Annotated in this window: 14 protein-coding genes and 3 tRNA genes; 5 read left to right on the plus strand and 12 right to left on the minus strand. The window is 73.8% G+C overall.

The features are described 5' to 3' along the window. Window positions 1-45 precede the first annotated feature (45 nt). The 5 genes from ACPFP2_RS02975 to ACPFP2_RS02995 form a co-directional block, all read right to left on the minus strand. Entirely contained in the window at window positions 46-1,098 is a 1,053-nt protein-coding gene (locus tag ACPFP2_RS02975) for an ROK family protein (RefSeq protein ID WP_424085835.1), read from the minus strand. Between the two features lie 102 nt (window positions 1,099-1,200). Next, window positions 1,201-1,986: a putative protein N(5)-glutamine methyltransferase gene (locus ACPFP2_RS02980; RefSeq protein ID WP_424085836.1), complete on the minus strand. Its 786-nt coding sequence runs from the start codon at window positions 1,984-1,986 to the stop codon at window positions 1,201-1,203. Between the two features lie 138 nt (window positions 1,987-2,124). Beyond that, window positions 2,125-3,261: a cystathionine gamma-lyase gene (locus ACPFP2_RS02985; protein WP_424085838.1), complete on the minus strand. Its 1,137-nt coding sequence runs from the start codon at window positions 3,259-3,261 to the stop codon at window positions 2,125-2,127. Then, complete coding sequence (locus ACPFP2_RS02990; RefSeq protein ID WP_424085840.1) at window positions 3,258-4,262, minus strand: NAD(P)H-dependent glycerol-3-phosphate dehydrogenase; 1,005 nt, start codon at window positions 4,260-4,262, stop codon at window positions 3,258-3,260. Before ACPFP2_RS02990 ends, ACPFP2_RS02985 begins: the two co-directional genes overlap by 4 nt. Window positions 4,263-4,284: 22 nt before the next feature. Then, window positions 4,285-5,010, minus strand: a complete 726-nt coding sequence (locus tag ACPFP2_RS02995; protein WP_424085842.1) for a lysophospholipid acyltransferase family protein — start codon at window positions 5,008-5,010, stop codon at window positions 4,285-4,287. Between the two features lie 109 nt (window positions 5,011-5,119). On the opposite strand from ACPFP2_RS02995, the gene cofC reads away from it, so the two are divergent. From cofC to ACPFP2_RS03015, 4 genes are all read left to right on the plus strand, one after another. Next, a complete protein-coding gene (gene cofC / locus ACPFP2_RS03000) occupies window positions 5,120-5,746 on the plus strand; it encodes a 2-phospho-L-lactate guanylyltransferase (protein ID WP_424085844.1) in 627 nt (208 codons plus the stop codon). 22 nt (window positions 5,747-5,768) lie between these two features. After that, window positions 5,769-5,966: a cold-shock protein gene (locus tag ACPFP2_RS03005; protein WP_424085846.1), complete on the plus strand. Its 198-nt coding sequence runs from the start codon at window positions 5,769-5,771 to the stop codon at window positions 5,964-5,966. 54 nt (window positions 5,967-6,020) lie between these two features. Next, entirely contained in the window at window positions 6,021-8,321 is a 2,301-nt protein-coding gene (locus ACPFP2_RS03010; protein ID WP_424085847.1) for an RNA degradosome polyphosphate kinase, read from the plus strand. A 175-nt stretch (window positions 8,322-8,496) separates the two neighbouring features. Next, window positions 8,497-9,378: an NUDIX domain-containing protein gene (locus tag ACPFP2_RS03015; RefSeq protein WP_424085849.1), complete on the plus strand. Its 882-nt coding sequence runs from the start codon at window positions 8,497-8,499 to the stop codon at window positions 9,376-9,378. Window positions 9,379-9,439: 61 nt separating this feature from the next. Here ACPFP2_RS03015 and ACPFP2_RS03020 read toward each other — a convergent pair whose 3' ends face one another. From ACPFP2_RS03020 to leuC, 3 genes are all read right to left on the minus strand, one after another. Further along, on the minus strand, window positions 9,440-10,135 hold the full coding sequence (locus tag ACPFP2_RS03020; RefSeq protein WP_424085851.1) for an HU family DNA-binding protein: 696 nt from the start codon (window positions 10,133-10,135) through the stop codon (window positions 9,440-9,442). A gap of 172 nt (window positions 10,136-10,307) precedes the next feature. After that, window positions 10,308-10,895 (minus strand): 3-isopropylmalate dehydratase small subunit, encoded by a 588-nt coding sequence (gene leuD / locus ACPFP2_RS03025; protein WP_424085853.1) that lies wholly within the window; start codon window positions 10,893-10,895, stop codon window positions 10,308-10,310. A gap of 15 nt (window positions 10,896-10,910) precedes the next feature. Next, the gene (gene leuC / locus ACPFP2_RS03030) at window positions 10,911-12,353 is read right to left on the minus strand and encodes a 3-isopropylmalate dehydratase large subunit (RefSeq protein ID WP_424085855.1); all 1,443 of its coding nucleotides are present in this window, start codon (window positions 12,351-12,353) and stop codon (window positions 10,911-10,913) included. A 49-nt stretch (window positions 12,354-12,402) separates the two neighbouring features. Between leuC and ACPFP2_RS03035 the strand changes: the two genes are divergently transcribed. Next, on the plus strand, window positions 12,403-13,089 hold the full coding sequence (locus tag ACPFP2_RS03035; RefSeq protein ID WP_088977837.1) for an IclR family transcriptional regulator: 687 nt from the start codon (window positions 12,403-12,405) through the stop codon (window positions 13,087-13,089). Between the two features lie 556 nt (window positions 13,090-13,645). On the opposite strand, the gene ACPFP2_RS03040 is transcribed toward ACPFP2_RS03035, so the two are convergent. The 4 genes from ACPFP2_RS03040 to ACPFP2_RS03055 all read right to left on the minus strand — a co-directional run bounded on the left by ACPFP2_RS03040 (window position 13,646) and on the right by ACPFP2_RS03055 (window position 15,076). Beyond that, window positions 13,646-13,718: transfer RNA gene (locus tag ACPFP2_RS03040), tRNA-Glu, on the minus strand. 164 nt (window positions 13,719-13,882) lie between these two features. Then, window positions 13,883-13,955: transfer RNA gene (locus tag ACPFP2_RS03045), tRNA-Glu, on the minus strand. Window positions 13,956-14,094: 139 nt separating this feature from the next. Beyond that, window positions 14,095-14,166, minus strand: a tRNA-Gln gene (locus ACPFP2_RS03050). Between the two features lie 106 nt (window positions 14,167-14,272). After that, a complete protein-coding gene (locus tag ACPFP2_RS03055) occupies window positions 14,273-15,076 on the minus strand; it encodes a fumarylacetoacetate hydrolase family protein (protein WP_424085858.1) in 804 nt (267 codons plus the stop codon). Window positions 15,077-15,234 lie beyond the last annotated feature (158 nt).

The raw sequence follows: 15,234 nt of genomic DNA on the forward strand, positions 1-15,234 counted from the left end.
GGTTCGCGTCCCCGGACGGCCCGGTCCGGGACGCGAACCTCCTGATCAACCCGACAGGGGGGCGGGGGCGCGGGTGGCGGGTCGCAGGGCGGTCAGGGCGGCGATGGCGACGCCCCGCGCACCGGCCATGTCGCGGTCGGGGACCAGGGCGAAGGTCGCGACCGCCGCCTGCTCCGCGCGGAGCACCGTGTGCTCGCGTACGGTCGCCAGGAACCGGTCCCGGAACTCCGGCGCCGCCTCCACCACGCCGCCGCCCACGAAGTAGGCGTGCGGGTCGGTGAGGTTGGCCGCGATGGTGAAGAGCCGCCCGAGCGCGACCGCCTGCTGGGCGAAGACCTCCCGGGCCAGCGCGTCACCCCGCTCGGCGTACCCCCGCAGCAGCTTCGCGGCCCGGTCGGCCGGCTCCGCCGCGAGCGGATGGCCCGGGTACCGGGTCAGCCAGTACGGCAGCAGGTTGCGCCGGATCGCGGTCAGCGAGGCGACGCTCTCCGCGTCCCCGACGAACCCGCAGGCGCAGGTCGGGACCGGCTGCCCCGGGGCGAGCAGCCCGGTCAGCGGAATGTGCACGTGCCCGAACTCGCCGGCCATCCCCGCCGCCCCGGTGAGCACCCGGCCGTCCACCACCACTCCCCCGCCCAGCCCGGTGCCGACGATCGCCGACACCGAGGAACGGGCCGTCGCGTCGGCGCCGAAGTGGACGTGGTGGGCGTAGAGCGCCGCCGCGTTGCCGTCGTTGTGGTACACCACCGGCAGGCCCAGCCGCCGCTGCAACGCGCCCCGCACGTCGAACCCGTGCCAGGCGGGCTGGGCGAAGTTCGTCGACCCCCGCGACGAGATCACCCCGTCGGCGCTGGCCGGCCCCGGGGTGTCCAGCCCCACCGCCCGCACCAGCGCACGCGGCACGCCGGTGTGGGCGAGCACCCCGTCCAGCGCGCGGGCCATCGCCTCGATCGCCGCCTCCGGGCCAACCTCCACCTCGCTGGGGATCTCCAGCAGCCCGTCGACCAGGAACCGCCCGTCGAGGGTGAGGACGGTGGCGTTGTTGCTGGTCCCGCCGTTGTCGATGCCGACCACCACCGGCACGTCCACGCTGTCCATCTCCCGCCGCCTCCCGCCTGCGAGCCTGATGCGAGGCTAGTTCCCGCTCCCGGGCCCCGCCACGCCCGAAGGACCCGAACCGACCGGACCCGGCGGCGACGGTCAGCCGGGCCGGCGGGCGGCGACGGCGGTGGCGTCCCACTCCGGTTCGCGCAGCACCCGCGGCGCCAGACCCAGCCCGGTCATCGCGGCACAGAGCGCGTCGGCCTGACCGTCGCTCACCTCGACCACCAGGTGACCGCCGGGGGCCAGCCAGTCCACCGCCCCGGCCGCCACCCGGCGCAGCACGGCCAGCCCGTCGGCCCCGCCGTCGAGCGCCACCGGCGCCTCGTGCAGCCGCGCCTCGGCCGGCATCAGCGCCACCGCCTCCGTGGGGACGTACGGGGCGTTGGCCACCACCAGGTCGAGCCGGCCCCGCCGGGCGGGCGGCAGCGGGTCGTACAGGTCGCCCTGGAGGACCGGGACGTCCCGGCCGGCGAGGTTGCGCCGGGCGCAGGCCACCGCGGCCGCGTCCAGGTCGACGGCGGCCAGCCAGCGCGGGGCGAGCCGGACGGCGAGCGCGAGGGTGGTCGCGCCCGACCCGCAGCACAGGTCGGCCACCGCGGGCGCCGGGCCGGCGACCGACACGGCGGCCTCCACCAGCAGGGCGGTCCGCGCGCGGGGCACGAACACGCCGGGCGCGACGGCGACCCGCAGTCCGCAGAACTCGGCCCAGCCGAGGACGTACTCCAGCGGTTCGCCGCCGACCCGACGGTCGGTCAGCACGCTCAGCGCGTCGGACGAGTCGACGGCGGCGATGAGCAGGTCCGCCTCGTCCTCGGCGTAGACGCAGCCGGCGGCGCGCAGCCGCGAGACGAGGGCGGAACGGTCAGGGTGGAACGGTGCCATGACATTGCCTCTCGGGAACGCTCGTCGGCGCTCCCGCCGTCGCCTACTCCGGCGACGGGGACGCGGAGGGGAGCGCCGGTCCTCGGTACTGGTGGATCGGACTCACCTCCTCCGGTCGGGACCCCAGCGGGTCGCCGATCACGATAGCGGACCGGCCGGCCCGGCGGCGTCCAAGGCGGCGGCGATGTCGGCCACCAGGTCGGCGGTGTCCTCCACCCCGCAGGAGAGCCGGACGAAGCCCGGGGCGGTGTCGTCGCCCCACTGCGCCCGCCGGTCGGCCGTGGTGTGCAGGCCACCGAACGAGGTGGCGGCGGCGACCAGCCGGGACGCGGAGACGAACCGGGCGACCCGCGCGGCGTCACCGAGGTCGAAGGAGAGCACCCCGGGCATCCGCCGCATCTGCGCCGACGCCACCGGGTACGCCGGGTCCTCCGGCCGCCCGGGCCAGCGCAGGCCGGTCACGTCGGCCCGCCCGGCGAGCAGCTCGACGACGGCCGCCGCGTTGGCCGACTGCCGGGCCAGCCGCAGGTCCAGCGTGGCCAGCGACCGGTGGGCGAGCCAGGCGTCGAACGCCCCGGGCACCGCGCCGGTGGTGGTACGCCAGGCCGTCAGCGTCTCCAGCAGCTCCGCCGAACGGGCCGCGACGTAGCCCAGCAGCAGGTCGGAGTGCCCGGTCAGGGCCTTGGTGCCGGAGGCGACGACCAGGTCGGCGCCCAGGTCCAGCGGGCGCTGCCCGAGCGGGGTGGCGGTGGTGTTGTCGACCACGACCAGCGTGCCGGCGGCGTGCGCCTCGGCGGTGAGCGCGGCGACGTCGGCCACGTCCAGCCCCGGGTTCGCCGGGGTCTCCAGCATCAGCAACCGGACGCCGTCGAACGACGGGTACGGCCCGGCGGTCGGCACGAACCCGACGGAGACCCCGATGCCCTCCAGCGTGGCCGTGGCGAAGGCGCGGACCGGGAAGTACCCGTCGGCGGGGAGCAGCACCCGGTCGCCGGGGCGCAGCAGGGCCAGCAGCAGCCCGGTGATGGCCGCCTGCCCGCTGGCGAAGACCCGGCAGTCGCCCCCCTCCAGTTCGCCGATGGCCGTCTCCAGCAGCCGGCGGGTGGGGTTGTCCGGCCGGCCGTAGCCGTTCGGGCTCGCCGCCGGACCCTCCCACGGGTCGAGGTGGTACGGCGCGGCGAAGACCGGCCCGGGCAGGAACGGGTCGCCCGGGGCGGGATCGGGCAGGCCGGCGTGCACGCAGCGGGTGCCGTCGTGCCAGTCCCCCGCGCTCATTCGTACGACTCCGGCTTGGCGGTACGGCTCATCAGGGCGTCCACGGCGAGTCTCGGGTCCATCCCCTCGTGGCAGATCCGTTCGATCTGCTCGGTGATCGGCATCTCCACCCCGTGCGCCCGGGCCAGGTCCCGGATGGCGAGGCAGCTCTTGACGCCCTCGGCGGTCTGCCGGGTGGCCGCCTGCGCCTGCTCCAGGGTCTCCCCCCGGCCCAGGTGCTCGCCGAAGGTGCGGTTGCGGGCCAGCGGCGACGAGCAGGAGGCGACGAGGTCACCCATGCCGGCCAGGCCGGCGAAGGTGATCGGGTCGGCGCCGAGCGCCACACCGAGCCGGGCGGTCTCGGCGAGCCCACGGGTCATCAGCATCGCCCGGGTGTTGTCGCCGAAGCCCATCGCGGTGGCGATCCCGTACGCCAGGGCGATCACGTTCTTGACCGCGCCGCCCAGCTCGCAGCCGATCACGTCGTCGTTGGTGTACGGACGGAAGTACGGGGTGCGGATGGAACGCTGCACCAGCTCGGCCCGGCGGGCGTCGGTGCCGGCGACCACGGTCGCGGCCGGCTGCTCGTCGGCGATCTCGGGGGCCAGGTTGGGGCCGGAGACCACCACCACCCGGTCCGGGGTGACCCGGGCGGTCTCCACGATCACCTCGCTCATCCGCCTGGTGGTGCCCAGCTCGATCCCCTTCATCAGGGAGACCAGGGTCGAGTCGGGGGCGAGGTGCGGGGCCCAGTCGGCGAGGTTGCCGCGCAGCGTCTGCGACGGCACCGACAGCACCACCACCTCGGCGCCGGCGATCGCCTTGGCGGCGTCGCCGGTCGCGGTGACCCGCTCGGGCAGCCGCATGTCGGTCAGGTAGTCCGGGTTGCGCCGGTGGGTGCGGATCGCCTCGGCGACCGACTCCCGGCGCGCCCAGATCGTCACGTCCCGGCCGGCGTCGGCGAGGATCTTCGCGAAGGCGGTCCCCCAGGAACCCGCCCCCAGCACCGCCACATGGCTCATGCCGTCACCTCGCTGCGCTCGCTCATTCGGTCACCTCGGGAGTACGCGGACGGGCGGGACGTTCCCACAGCGGTGGCGGCGTGTCGCCCCGGATCTCGGCGAGCAGGTCACGCAAGGTCAGCATGATCTCGTCGGTCATCTCTTCCAGCACCGCCCGGGTCGGCGTCGCGCCCGCCCAGCGGCCCAGGTCCACCGGCGGGCCGGCGACCACGGTCACCGGGGTGCGGGGCCGCAGCCCGAAGCGGTTCGTGCGCGGGTCGAAGAGCTTCTCCGGCCCCCACATCGCCACCGGGATCACCGGCGCGCCGGTGGCCAGCGCCAGCCGGGCCGCCCCGGTCTTGCCCTTCATCGGCCACAGCTGCGGTTCGCGGGTGATCGTCCCCTCCGGGTAGATCACCACCGCGCCACCGGCGTCGAGGGCGGCGACCAGCTTGTCCAGCGACTTCACCGCGTGGACGGTCTCCCGCTCCACCGGGATCTGCTTGCACCGGTGCAGGATCCAGCCGATCACCGGCACCCGGAAGACGCTGACCTTGCCGAGGTACTGCGGCCAGCGTCCGGCCTCGTAGATGAAGTGCGCGGAGACCAGCGGGTCGGCGTGCGAGAGGTGGTTGGGCACGAGGATGATCCCGCCCTCGCGGCGCAACTGCTCGGCGCCGCGCCAGGTACGCCGGGTCCAGAGCAGCATCACCGGCTTGACCAGCACCACGGCGAATCGTTGCCAGAAGCCCAGCCTGCGCCGTGTCACCCTGCCTCCTCGTCGACCCCCGCGGTGTGGCCCGCAGCGGAAATCATGCCTGCTCGCCCGGGGTACGGCCAGTGAGGGTACCGGCAGGCGACGCTGGCAGGATTGTCACGTGCAGCCGACCTGGACCGTGGTGGTGCCGGTGAAGCGCCTCGACGCGGCGAAGAGCCGGTTGCGGGGCGCGCTGCCGGCCGTACCGCACGAGGAGCTGGCGCTGGCGTTGGCGGCCGACACGGTCCGCGCGGCGGTGGCCTGCCCGGCGGTGGCCGAGGTCCTGGTGGTCACCGCCGACCCGGCGGTGGCGGCCACGGCCGGCGCGGCGGGCGCCCGGGCGGTCCCGGACCGGCCGGACGCCGGGCTCAACGCCGCCTTCCGGCACGGCGCCGAGGTCGCCGGCCGCGGATGGGTCGCCGGCCTCACCGCGGACCTGCCCGCGCTGCGCCCGGCCGAGCTGGCCGCCGCGCTGCTCGCGGCCGCCACCGACACCCCGGGGGTACGCCGGTTCGTCGCCGACGCGCCGGGCAGCGGCACCGTGCTGCTGGCCGCGCCGCCGGGCGTCGCGCTGGAGCCCCGGTTCGGCGTCGGCTCGGCGGCGGCGCACGCCGCCGGCGGGGCGCTCCCGCTGCACGGCGACTGGCCCACCCTGCGCCGGGACGTGGACACCGCCGCCGACCTGGCCGCCGCCGCCCGGCTCGGGCTCGGCCCGCACAGCGCCGCGCTGCTGGCGCCCTGCCCCTGACCACGCCGTGTACGGTGCTGTCATGCAGGGCACCGTGGCGAGCTTCGACGCACAGACCCGCACCGGGGTGCTGCTGCTGGACGACGGCACCGAGCTGGCCTTCCCGGCGTGCGCCTTCGACGCCTCCGGGCTGCGGCTGCTCCGCCTCGGGCAGCGGCTGCGGGTGGAGCGGGACCCGGACGGAACGGTCGTCCGGGTGACGTTCCCGACGATGGCCTGACCGACCCGGTCGGAGTTCATTTTCAGTTAACCGTAATCGGGTGATTATGAGCGGGTGAGCACCCCTCGGGAGCACCCCACCAGCCCACCGCACGCCACCGAGGCGACGGTCCCCCGCAACGGCGCCCGCCGTCGCGGCGGCCGCGCCCCCCGCAGCCCCGAGGACGTCGTCGCCACGACGCCCGACACCCCCGGCTCCGGCGCCGCCGGCGCCTCGGCGGGACTCGACGAGGTGCTGGACCCGGGGCAGCGGCCCGCCCCGGGCCCGGACGACCCGACGGCGGCCCACGAGCCGCTGCCGGAGGACCGCTTCCTCAACCGCGAGGTCTCCTGGCTCGACTTCAACGCCCGGGTGCTGGCGCTGGCCGAGGACCCGCGCACCCCGCTGCTGGAGCGGGCGAAGTTCCTGGCCATCTTCGCCAGCAACCTCGACGAGTTCTACATGGTGCGGGTGGCCGGCCTGAAGCGCCGCCTCTCCGCCGGCCTGCCGGTACGCGGCGGGGACCGGCTGCCGCTGCGTACCCAGCTGGACCGGATCACCGAGAAGACCGCCGACCTGGTCGCCCGGCACGCCGCCTGCTTCGTCGACGACGTGCTGCCCCGCCTCGCCGAGGCCGACGTCCGGATCCTGCGCTGGGCCGAGCTGGACGACCCGGAACGGGAGCGGCTGCGCACCTACTTCCGCGAGCACATCTTCCCGGTGCTGACGCCGCTCGCGGTGGACCCGGCGCACCCGTTCCCGTACATCTCGGGGCGGTCGCTGAACCTGGCGGTGGCGGTCCGCGACCCGGACGGCGGCTCGGAGCTCTTCGCCCGGGTCAAGGTGCCGAACAACGTGCCGCGTTTCGTCCGGGTCGCCAAGGACCGGCCCGGGGTGCACATGCTGCCGGTCGAGGAGCTGATCTCGGTGCACCTCGGGCAGCTCTTCTCCGGCATGCAGGTGGTGGAGTGCCACCTGTTCCGGGTGACCCGCAACGCCGAGGTGGAGGTCGACGAGGACCGGGACGAGGACCTGCTCCAGGCGCTGGAACGGGAACTGGCCCGCCGCCGCTTCGGACCCCCGGTACGGCTGGAGGTCGCCGCCTCGATCTCCGACCACATGCTGGAGCTGCTCGTCCGCGAGCTGGACATGGACGGGCACGACGTGCTCCGGGTGCCGGGGCTGCTCGACCTGTCGGCGCTCTGGCAGCTCTACGGCGAGGCCGACCGCCCGGACCTGAAGGACCCGCCGTTCGTGCCGGCCACCCACCCCCGCCTCGCCGAGGGCGAGGTGCCGCGCAGCGTCTTCGCCACGCTGCGCGACGGCGACGTGCTGGTGCACCACCCGTACCACTCGTTCGCCACCAGCGTGCAGCGCTTCATCGAGCAGGCCGCCGCCGACCCGGACGTGCTCGCCATCAAGCAGACCCTCTACCGCACCAGCGGCGACTCCCCGATCGTCGACGCCCTGGTCGACGCGGCCGCCGCCGGCAAGCAGGTGGTGGTGCTGGTGGAGCTGAAGGCGCGCTTCGACGAGGTGGCCAACATCGGCTGGGCACGCACCCTGGAGCGGGCCGGCTGCCACGTCGTCTACGGCCTGGTGGGCCTCAAGACGCACTGCAAGACCGCGCTGGTGGTACGCCAGGAGGGCAACCAGATCCGCCGCTACTGCCACATCGGCACCGGCAACTACCACCCGAAGACGGCCCGGCTCTACGAGGACTTCGGGGTGCTCACCGCCGACCCGGAGATCGGCGCCGACCTGACCGACCTGTTCAACGTCCTCACCGGGTACAGCCGGCAGACCACGTTCCGGCGGCTGCTGGTGGCGCCGCAGGGCATCCGGCGCGGCCTGGTCGAGCGGATCGAGCGGGAGATCGCGCACGTCCGGCTCGGCATGCCGGGGCTGGTGCAGTTCAAGGTGAACGCCCTGGTCGACGAGGAGGTGACCGACGCGCTCTACCGGGCCTCCCGGGCCGGGGTGCACGTGGACCTGTTGATCCGGGGCATGTGCACGCTGCGCCCCGGGGTGCCGGGGCTGTCGGAGAACATCCGGGTCCGCTCGATCCTCGGCCGGTTCCTGGAGCACTCGCGGATCTTCCGGTTCGGCAACAACGGCGACGCCGAGTTCTGGATGGGCTCGGCCGACCTGATGCACCGCAACCTGGACCGCCGGGTGGAGGCGCTGGTGCAGGTCAGCGACCCGGTGGCCCGTGCCGAGCTGGACCATGTGCTGACCGCCGCGTTCAGCGCCGAGGTGGACGCCTTCGAGCTGGCCGCCGACGGCACCTGGACCCGGCGTACCGGCAGCGCCGAGGAGCCGCTGGTCGACCTGCAGGAGCTGCTGCTGCGCCGGGTCGGCGGCACGGCCGGCTGACCGCCTGTGCCTCGCCGGCCTGTGCTCACCACCCGGCGAGGCGCCGGCCGGAACGCGGCGGACGGGAACCGGCGGACGTACCGGCCGTCCGGCGCGGAGGGCGCACGGCCGGGTGGGGCGGTGGAGGAAGCCGAGCGGCCCGTACGGGGGGCCGCCCCGGACGTAGGGTGACCAGATGGTGGACGAGGAACCGGTCGGGATCCGGGCGGCCGGCGGGGTGGCCTGGCGGCCGGCCGACGGCGGCGTCGAGGTCTGCCTGGTACACCGCCCCCGCTACGGCGACTGGTCGCTGCCGAAGGGGAAGCTGGAGTCCGGCGAGCATCCGATGCTGGCCGCCGTCCGCGAGGTGGCCGAGGAGAGCGACGTGCGGGCCGTCCCGCAGGTCCGGCTGCCCACCGTGCGCTACCGCAGCGAGGGCCGGTCCAAGGCGGTCGACTACTGGTCCATGCGGGCGGTGGGCGAGGGCGGATTCCAGCCGGACACCGAGGTCGACGACGTGCGCTGGCTCGGCGTCGACGACGCGGTCCGGCTGGTCAGCTATCCGCACGACGCGGAGGTGCTGGCCGCGTTCGCTGCGCTGCCCCCGGTGACCGCGACGATGGCGCTGGTCCGGCACGGGCACGCCGGCAGGCGGGCCACCTGGTCCGGCCCGGACGACGGCCGCCCGCTCGACGCCGAGGGCGAGGCCCAGGCCGAGGCGCTGGCGCCGTTGCTGGCGCTGGTCCGCCCGACCCGGCTGCTGTCGGCGTCGGCACGCCGCTGCGTGCAGACCCTCGCCCCGGCGGCGGCCCTGCTGGACCTGTCGATCGAGGTCTGCGGCGACCTGGACGAGCCGCGTCCGGGCCAGCAGCGCGAGGAGTGCGCGCTGGCCGCGGCCGGCCGGCTGGTGGAGCTGGCCGCCGCCGGCGCGTCGGTCGGGGTGTGCAGCCAGGGCAAGGTGATCCCGGGCGCGCTGGAGCGGTTGACCGGGCGGGCCGGCGACTGGACCACCCCGAAGGGCGGCGGCTGGCTGCTCGCCTTCACCGCCGACCGGCTGCTCGCCGCCGACCGCCTCTGACCGGGCACACGCGAAGGGCGCCCACCGTCGCGGCGGGCGCCCTGTGCGTCGTACGCGGAGATCAGCGCTTGGTGGCGGCCTTCTTGGCCGGCGACTTCTTCGCCGTGGTCTTCTTGGCCGCGGCGCTCTTCGCGGCGGTGCTCTTGGCGGCCGTGGTCTTCTTCGCCGCGGCGGTGCTCTTGGCGGCGGTGGCCTTGGTCGCCGCGGCGGTCTTCTTCGCCGGGGCGGCCTTCTTGGTGGCGGTCTTCGCCGCCGCGGTCTTGGTGGCCTTGGCCGCCGTGGTCTTCTTGGCGGCGGCGGTGGCCGTGGTCTTCTTGGCGGCGGCGGTGGCCGTGGTCTTCTTGGCGGCGGCGGCCTTCGCACCGGCGGCCTTCGCACCGGCGGCCTTCGCACCGGTCGCCTTGGCCCCCGTCGCCTTCGCCCCGGTGGTCTTGGCGGCCGCCGTGGCGGTCTTCTTCGCCGGGGCTGCGGCCTTCGGCACCTTGCCGCTGGCCACCATCTCCTTGAAGCCGGCGCCGGCGCGGAAGGTCGGGACGGACGTCTTCTTGACCTTCACCGCCTCACCGGTACGTGGGTTGCGCGCTGTTCGGGCCCCTCGGACACGCTTTTCGAACGCTCCGAAACCGGTGATCGCCACCTTCTCGCCCTTGGTGACCGCCGCCTGGACCTCAGCGAGGACCGCGTCGAGCGCGGCCGTCGCCGTCTTCCGGTCCCCCAGGCGAGCGGCGAGCGCCTCGATGAGCTCGGCCTTGTTCACGACTTCCTCCCGATTGTGCAACTGACTCGACGCGAGCCATTCTGCGCGCACGGTATGCCCTGTGCTGCCGGGACACAAACATTCGGTGGAAAAAAGCCCTTGTGTCGTAACGGATTCGCCCCCACCGGGCGAACCGGTGGGGGCGAAAACCGATGAGTGGTGCGGCGTACGGCTATGCCACGGCGGGCTTGAAGGACGGCCGGGTGGCCTCGTACGCGGTGATGTCGTCGGCGTGCCGGAGGGTGAGTCCAATGTCGTCCAAGCCCTCCATCAGCCGCCAGCGGCTGTGGTCGTCCAGCGGGAACGACCAGGTGGACTCGCCGAGGCGAACCTGACGGGCGGTCAGGTCGACGGTCAGCGGAGTGCGCGGGTCGGACTCGATCCGGTCCCAGATCTCCTCGACCGCTCCCAATTCCAACTCCACCGGCAGGAGCCCTTCCTTGAGGGCGTTGCCCCGGAAGATGTCACCGAAGCGGGGAGAGATCACCGCGCGGAAGCCCCAGTCCCGCAGCGCCCAGACGGCGTGCTCCCGCGAGGATCCGGTGCCGAACTCGGGGCCGGCCACGAGAATCGACGCACCGTTATACGCGGGATCGTTGAGCACGAATTGCGGATCTTCCCGCCACGCGTTGAAGAGTCCGTCCGCGAAACCGGTCCGGGTCACCCGCTTGAGGTACACGGCCGGGATGATCTGGTCGGTGTCCACGTTGGACCGGCGCAGCGGCACGGCGGTGCCGGTGTGGGTGGTGAACTTGTCCATCTCTCGGCTGCCCTTCTACAGATCGGCGGGGGCGGCGAGCCGGCCGACCACGGCGGTGGCGGCGGCGACCGGCGGGGACACCAGGTGGGTGCGCCCTCCCCGGCCCTGGCGGCCCTCGAAGTTGCGGTTGGAGGTGGAGGCGGAACGCTGGCCGGGCTTGAGCGTGTCCGGGTTCATCCCGAGGCACATGGAGCAGCCGGCGAAGCGCCACTCGGCGCCCGCGTCGGCGAAGACCTTGTCCAGCCCCTCCGCCTCGGCCGCCTCCCGCACGGCCGCGCTGCCGGGCACCACCAGCATCCGTACGCCGTCGGCGACCGTGTGGCCGCGCAGCACGTCCGCGGCGGCGCGCAGGTCCTCCAACCGGCCGTTGGTGCAGGAGCCGACGAAGACCACGTCGACCGCGAGGTCGCGCAGCGGGGTGCCGGGGGTGAGGTCCATGTACTCCAGCGCCCGGCGGGCGGCCGTCCGCTCCGCCTCGTTGACGAACTCCTCCGGGTCGGGCACGGCCGAGCCGAGCGGCGCGCCCTGGCCGGGGTTGGTGCCCCAGGTCACGAAGGGGGTGATCCGGCTCGCGTCCAGGGTCACCTCGGCGTCGAAGGTGGCGTCGGCGTCGGTGGGCAGGGTCCGCCAGTAGGCCACCGCGGCGTCCCAGTCGGCGCCCTGCGGGGCGTTCGGCCGGCCCTGGAGGTACGCGAAGGTGGTCTCGTCCGGCGCGATCAGGCCGGCCTTGGCGCCCCACTCGATGGACATGTTCGCGACCGTCATCCGGCCCTCCATGGACAGGGCACGGATCGCCTCGCCCCGGTACTCCACGATGTGGCCGCGTCCGCCGCCGGTGCCCACCTGGGCGATCAGCGCGAGGACCAGGTCCTTGGCGGTGACGCCGGGGCCGAGTTCACCGGTGACGTTCACCGCCATGGTCCTCGGCCGGGCCTGGGGCAGCGTCTGGGTGGCCAGGACGTGCTCGACCTCACTGGTGCCGATGCCGAAGGCGAGCGCCCCGAAGGCGCCGTGGGTGGCGGTGTGCGAGTCGCCGCAGACGATGGTCATGCCGGGCTGGGTGACGCCGAGCTGCGGGCCGATGACGTGCACGATGCCCTGGTTCTCGTCGCCCAGGGGGTGCAGCCGCAGGCCGAATTCGGCGCAGTTGCGGCGCAGCGTCTCGATCTGCGTACGCGAGGTCGGATCCGCGATGGTGAGCAGGTCACCACGGCGCAGCCGGAACGACGGGTCGTCGTACCCGGTCGGGGTGTTGTGATCCTCGGTCGCGAGCGTGAGATCGGGACGGCGGACCCGGCGGCCGGCCAGGCGCAGCCCGTCGAAGGCCTGCGGGCTCGTCACCTCGTGCAGCAGGTGCAGGTCGATGTAGAGCAGGTCCGGCTCACCCTCGGCGGTCCGTACGACGTGCGCGTCCCAGACCTTCTCGGCCAGGGTCCTCGGTCGAGTGACTCCCACCATCTGGACATCCTAAATTCTGGGAGGTAAATTTCGGCTTGTGGGACACAGTATGAGCGGTGTCGGCGTCCTCGACAAGGCGGTGGTCATCCTGGCCGCCTGTGTCGACGGCGCCAGCCTGGCCGAACTCGTTGAACGCACCAAGCTGCCCCGGGCCACCGCGCACCGGCTGGCACAGGCGCTGGAGATCCACCGGATGCTGGTCCGGGACACCCAGGGGCGCTGGCGTCCCGGGCCCCGGCTCGGCGAGCTGGCCAACGCCGCTCCGGACGTGCTGCTGACGGCGGCGGAGCCGCTGCTGGCCGCGCTGCGCGACGCCACCGGTGAGAGCGCCCAGCTCTACCTGCGCCGCGCCGACGAGCGCGTCTGCGTGGCCGCCGCCGAGCGCGCCAGCGGCCTGCGGGACACCGTGCCGGTCGGCTCGGTGCTGCCCATGACGGCGGGCTCGGCGGCGCAGATCCTGCTCGCCTGGGAGCCGCCGGAGGCGGTCATGCCGCTGCTGCCCCGGTCGAAGTTCACCGGCCGCACCCTGGCCGAGGTCCGTCGTCGAGGCTGGGCGCAGAGCGTCGCCGAGCGGGAGGCGGGGGTGGCGAGTGTCTCGGCCCCGATCCGGGACCGCACCGGCCGGGTGATCGCCGCGATCAGCATCTCCGGCCCGATCGAGCGCCTCGGCCGCCGCCCCGGCGAACGCCACGCCATGGCGGTGGTCCGCGCCGGGCAACGCCTCTCCGGCCTCTGACCGCAGCTCGGCCGCCAGGCTCGACGGCGGGCCGCCAGGCTCGGCAGCAGGCCCCGGCGGATCGGCAGCGGGCCCGGCGGATCGGCAGCGGACCCCGGCGGATCGGCGTTGGGAGCCGGACGCCGGGCGAAGGCCGGACCGGTGCGAACATCCTCGCGACGGTCACTGTGCGTCAGATCACGCCAAGGGAGTAGGCCCATGGCCCGACACCTTTGCTCTGCTGCCATATACGCACCAGCCACTCAAGGTGACCGGCCGAGCCTCGGCTGTGACGCGCTCCCGTCACGTTATCGCTGTTCAGGGCGGTGGCGCGTCGGTGGCTGCAGAGCAAAGGACGCGACGGGCATCAGGCGACCCGGCTGCGGCATGCACGCTGAGTAACGACAGGCGGGCTGCACGCTCAGTGAGAGTGGGGCACCTTCACGACCGGGGCACCCTCGCCCGGCACCCGACGCAGCAGCCCCAGCCGCAACGGCGAACCCGGCCGAACGCGAACCCGGCCGAAACGGCGAACGGCCCGTCTCGCGGGTCAGCGAGACGGGCCGTTCCTGCTCTGTAGCCCCGACCGGATTCGAACCGGCGCTACCGCCTTGAGAGGGCGGCGTCCTGGGCCGCTAGACGACGGGGCCAGGCACTTTTCCTGCATCACCGCCCTGACGAGCGGTGCGGTTGTAGTCTAGCGGCACCGCTTTCCCGGGACGACGCGGGGGCCACTCGGCCCGGTCCACCCATGTGGGGCGACGGGGACACGAAGAAGCCCGTCCCACCGAGGTGGAACGGGCTGTCAGCGCTGTAGCCCCGACCGGATTCGAACCGGCGCTACCGCCTTGAGAGGGCGGCGTCCTGGGCCGCTAGACGACGGGGCCAGAACTCACATTGCTTCCCCACCCTCGCGGGCGGGGAAGCTGCACTCTACCAGAGATCATCTGCCACCCCTCCGAGGAGGGGAGGAGCGGAACTCCGCCAGAATCCAGCGTCCGGGACTCTCGCGAATCCGCGGTTGCGCTGGGGTACCAGGACTCGAACCTAGACTAACTGAACCAGAATCAGTCGGGCTGCCAATTACCCCATACCCCATTGGCCCCTTGCGGCGCCGAGAAAGAACTTTACCCTCCCCGCGCCGACAGGCCAAATCCAACCCCCCGAACCGCCTCTGACCTGCGGAAACAGGGCGTCGGACGCATCAGGCGACCGGGACCACCGGGTTGGTGAGCTCGCCGATCCCCTCGATCCGCACGGTGACCGTATCCCCCTCCGTGAGCGGGCTAACCCCCGCCGGGGTTCCGGTCAGCACCACGTCGCCGGGGAGCAGCGTCATCACGTGCGAGATGTACGACACCAGCGCCGGCACGTCGAAGACCATGTCCTTGGTCCGGCCGAGCTGGCGTACCTCCATCTCCTCCGGGTTGCGACCGACCTCACAGCGGACCTCCAGGTCGGAGACGTCCAGGCCGGTGGTGATCCACGGGCCGATCGGGCAGAACGAGTCGAAGCCCTTGGCCCGGGTCCACTGTCCGTCGGAGCGTTGCAGGTCCCGCGCGGTGACGTCGTTGGCGCAGGTGTAGCCGAAGATCGCCTTCTCCGCGGCGGCCCGGTCGGCCCGCCGCGCGCCCGGCGCGCCGATCACCACGGCCAGCTCCGCCTCGTGCTCGACCTGCCTGGAGAAGATCGGTAACCGGATCGCGTCCCGCGGCCCGATGACCGAGGTGGAGGGCTTGAGGAACAGCAGCGGCTCCTTCGGCACCTCGCTGCCGTGCTCGGCGGCGTGCTCGGCGTAGTTGCGGCCGACGCAGACCACCTTGCTCGGCAGGATCGGCGAGAGCAGCCGGACGTCGGAGAGCGCCCAACGGGCGCCGGAGAACTGGATCGGGCCGAACGGGTGACCCTCGATCTCGGCGATGGTCAGGCCCTGCGGCCCGGCCCCGGGCTCGCCCTCGACGACCCCGAACGACATTCCCTTGGCATGAGCAAAACGAGCGATACGCACCAGGCCAATCTAGCCCCCACCGGTGCGTCCCGAGCCCGGCGACGGCCCGGGCACCCGCGCGTCGGCGCAGCGTACGCCATCGGCGGCCGGCGGGGGCGGTCTTCGGCACTTCGTACCCGGCCGGAGGTGACGCGCCCCTAGCGTCGGCTGCGGAGGTT

Origin of the sequence: Micromonospora citrea, from assembly GCF_049629545.1 — a bacterium.
Lineage (GTDB): Bacteria > Actinomycetota > Actinomycetes > Mycobacteriales > Micromonosporaceae > Micromonospora > Micromonospora citrea_A.

Coding starts and splice junctions, on each gene's coding strand:
- ACPFP2_RS02975 (WP_424085835.1), bottom strand. CDS start 1,098: ATGGACAGCGTGGACGTGCCGGTGGTGGTCGGCATCGACAACGGCGGG.
- ACPFP2_RS02980 (WP_424085836.1), bottom strand. CDS start 1,986: ATGGCACCGTTCCACCCTGACCGTTCCGCCCTCGTCTCGCGGCTGCGC.
- ACPFP2_RS02985 (WP_424085838.1), bottom strand. CDS start 3,261: ATGAGCGCGGGGGACTGGCACGACGGCACCCGCTGCGTGCACGCCGGC.
- ACPFP2_RS02990 (WP_424085840.1), bottom strand. CDS start 4,262: ATGAGCCATGTGGCGGTGCTGGGGGCGGGTTCCTGGGGGACCGCCTTC.
- ACPFP2_RS03005 (WP_424085846.1), top strand. CDS start 5,769: ATGCAGGGCACCGTGGCGAGCTTCGACGCACAGACCCGCACCGGGGTG.
- ACPFP2_RS03015 (WP_424085849.1), top strand. CDS start 8,497: ATGGTGGACGAGGAACCGGTCGGGATCCGGGCGGCCGGCGGGGTGGCC.
- leuD (WP_424085853.1), bottom strand. CDS start 10,895: ATGGACAAGTTCACCACCCACACCGGCACCGCCGTGCCGCTGCGCCGG.
- leuC (WP_424085855.1), bottom strand. CDS start 12,353: ATGGTGGGAGTCACTCGACCGAGGACCCTGGCCGAGAAGGTCTGGGAC.
- ACPFP2_RS03035 (WP_088977837.1), top strand. CDS start 12,403: ATGAGCGGTGTCGGCGTCCTCGACAAGGCGGTGGTCATCCTGGCCGCC.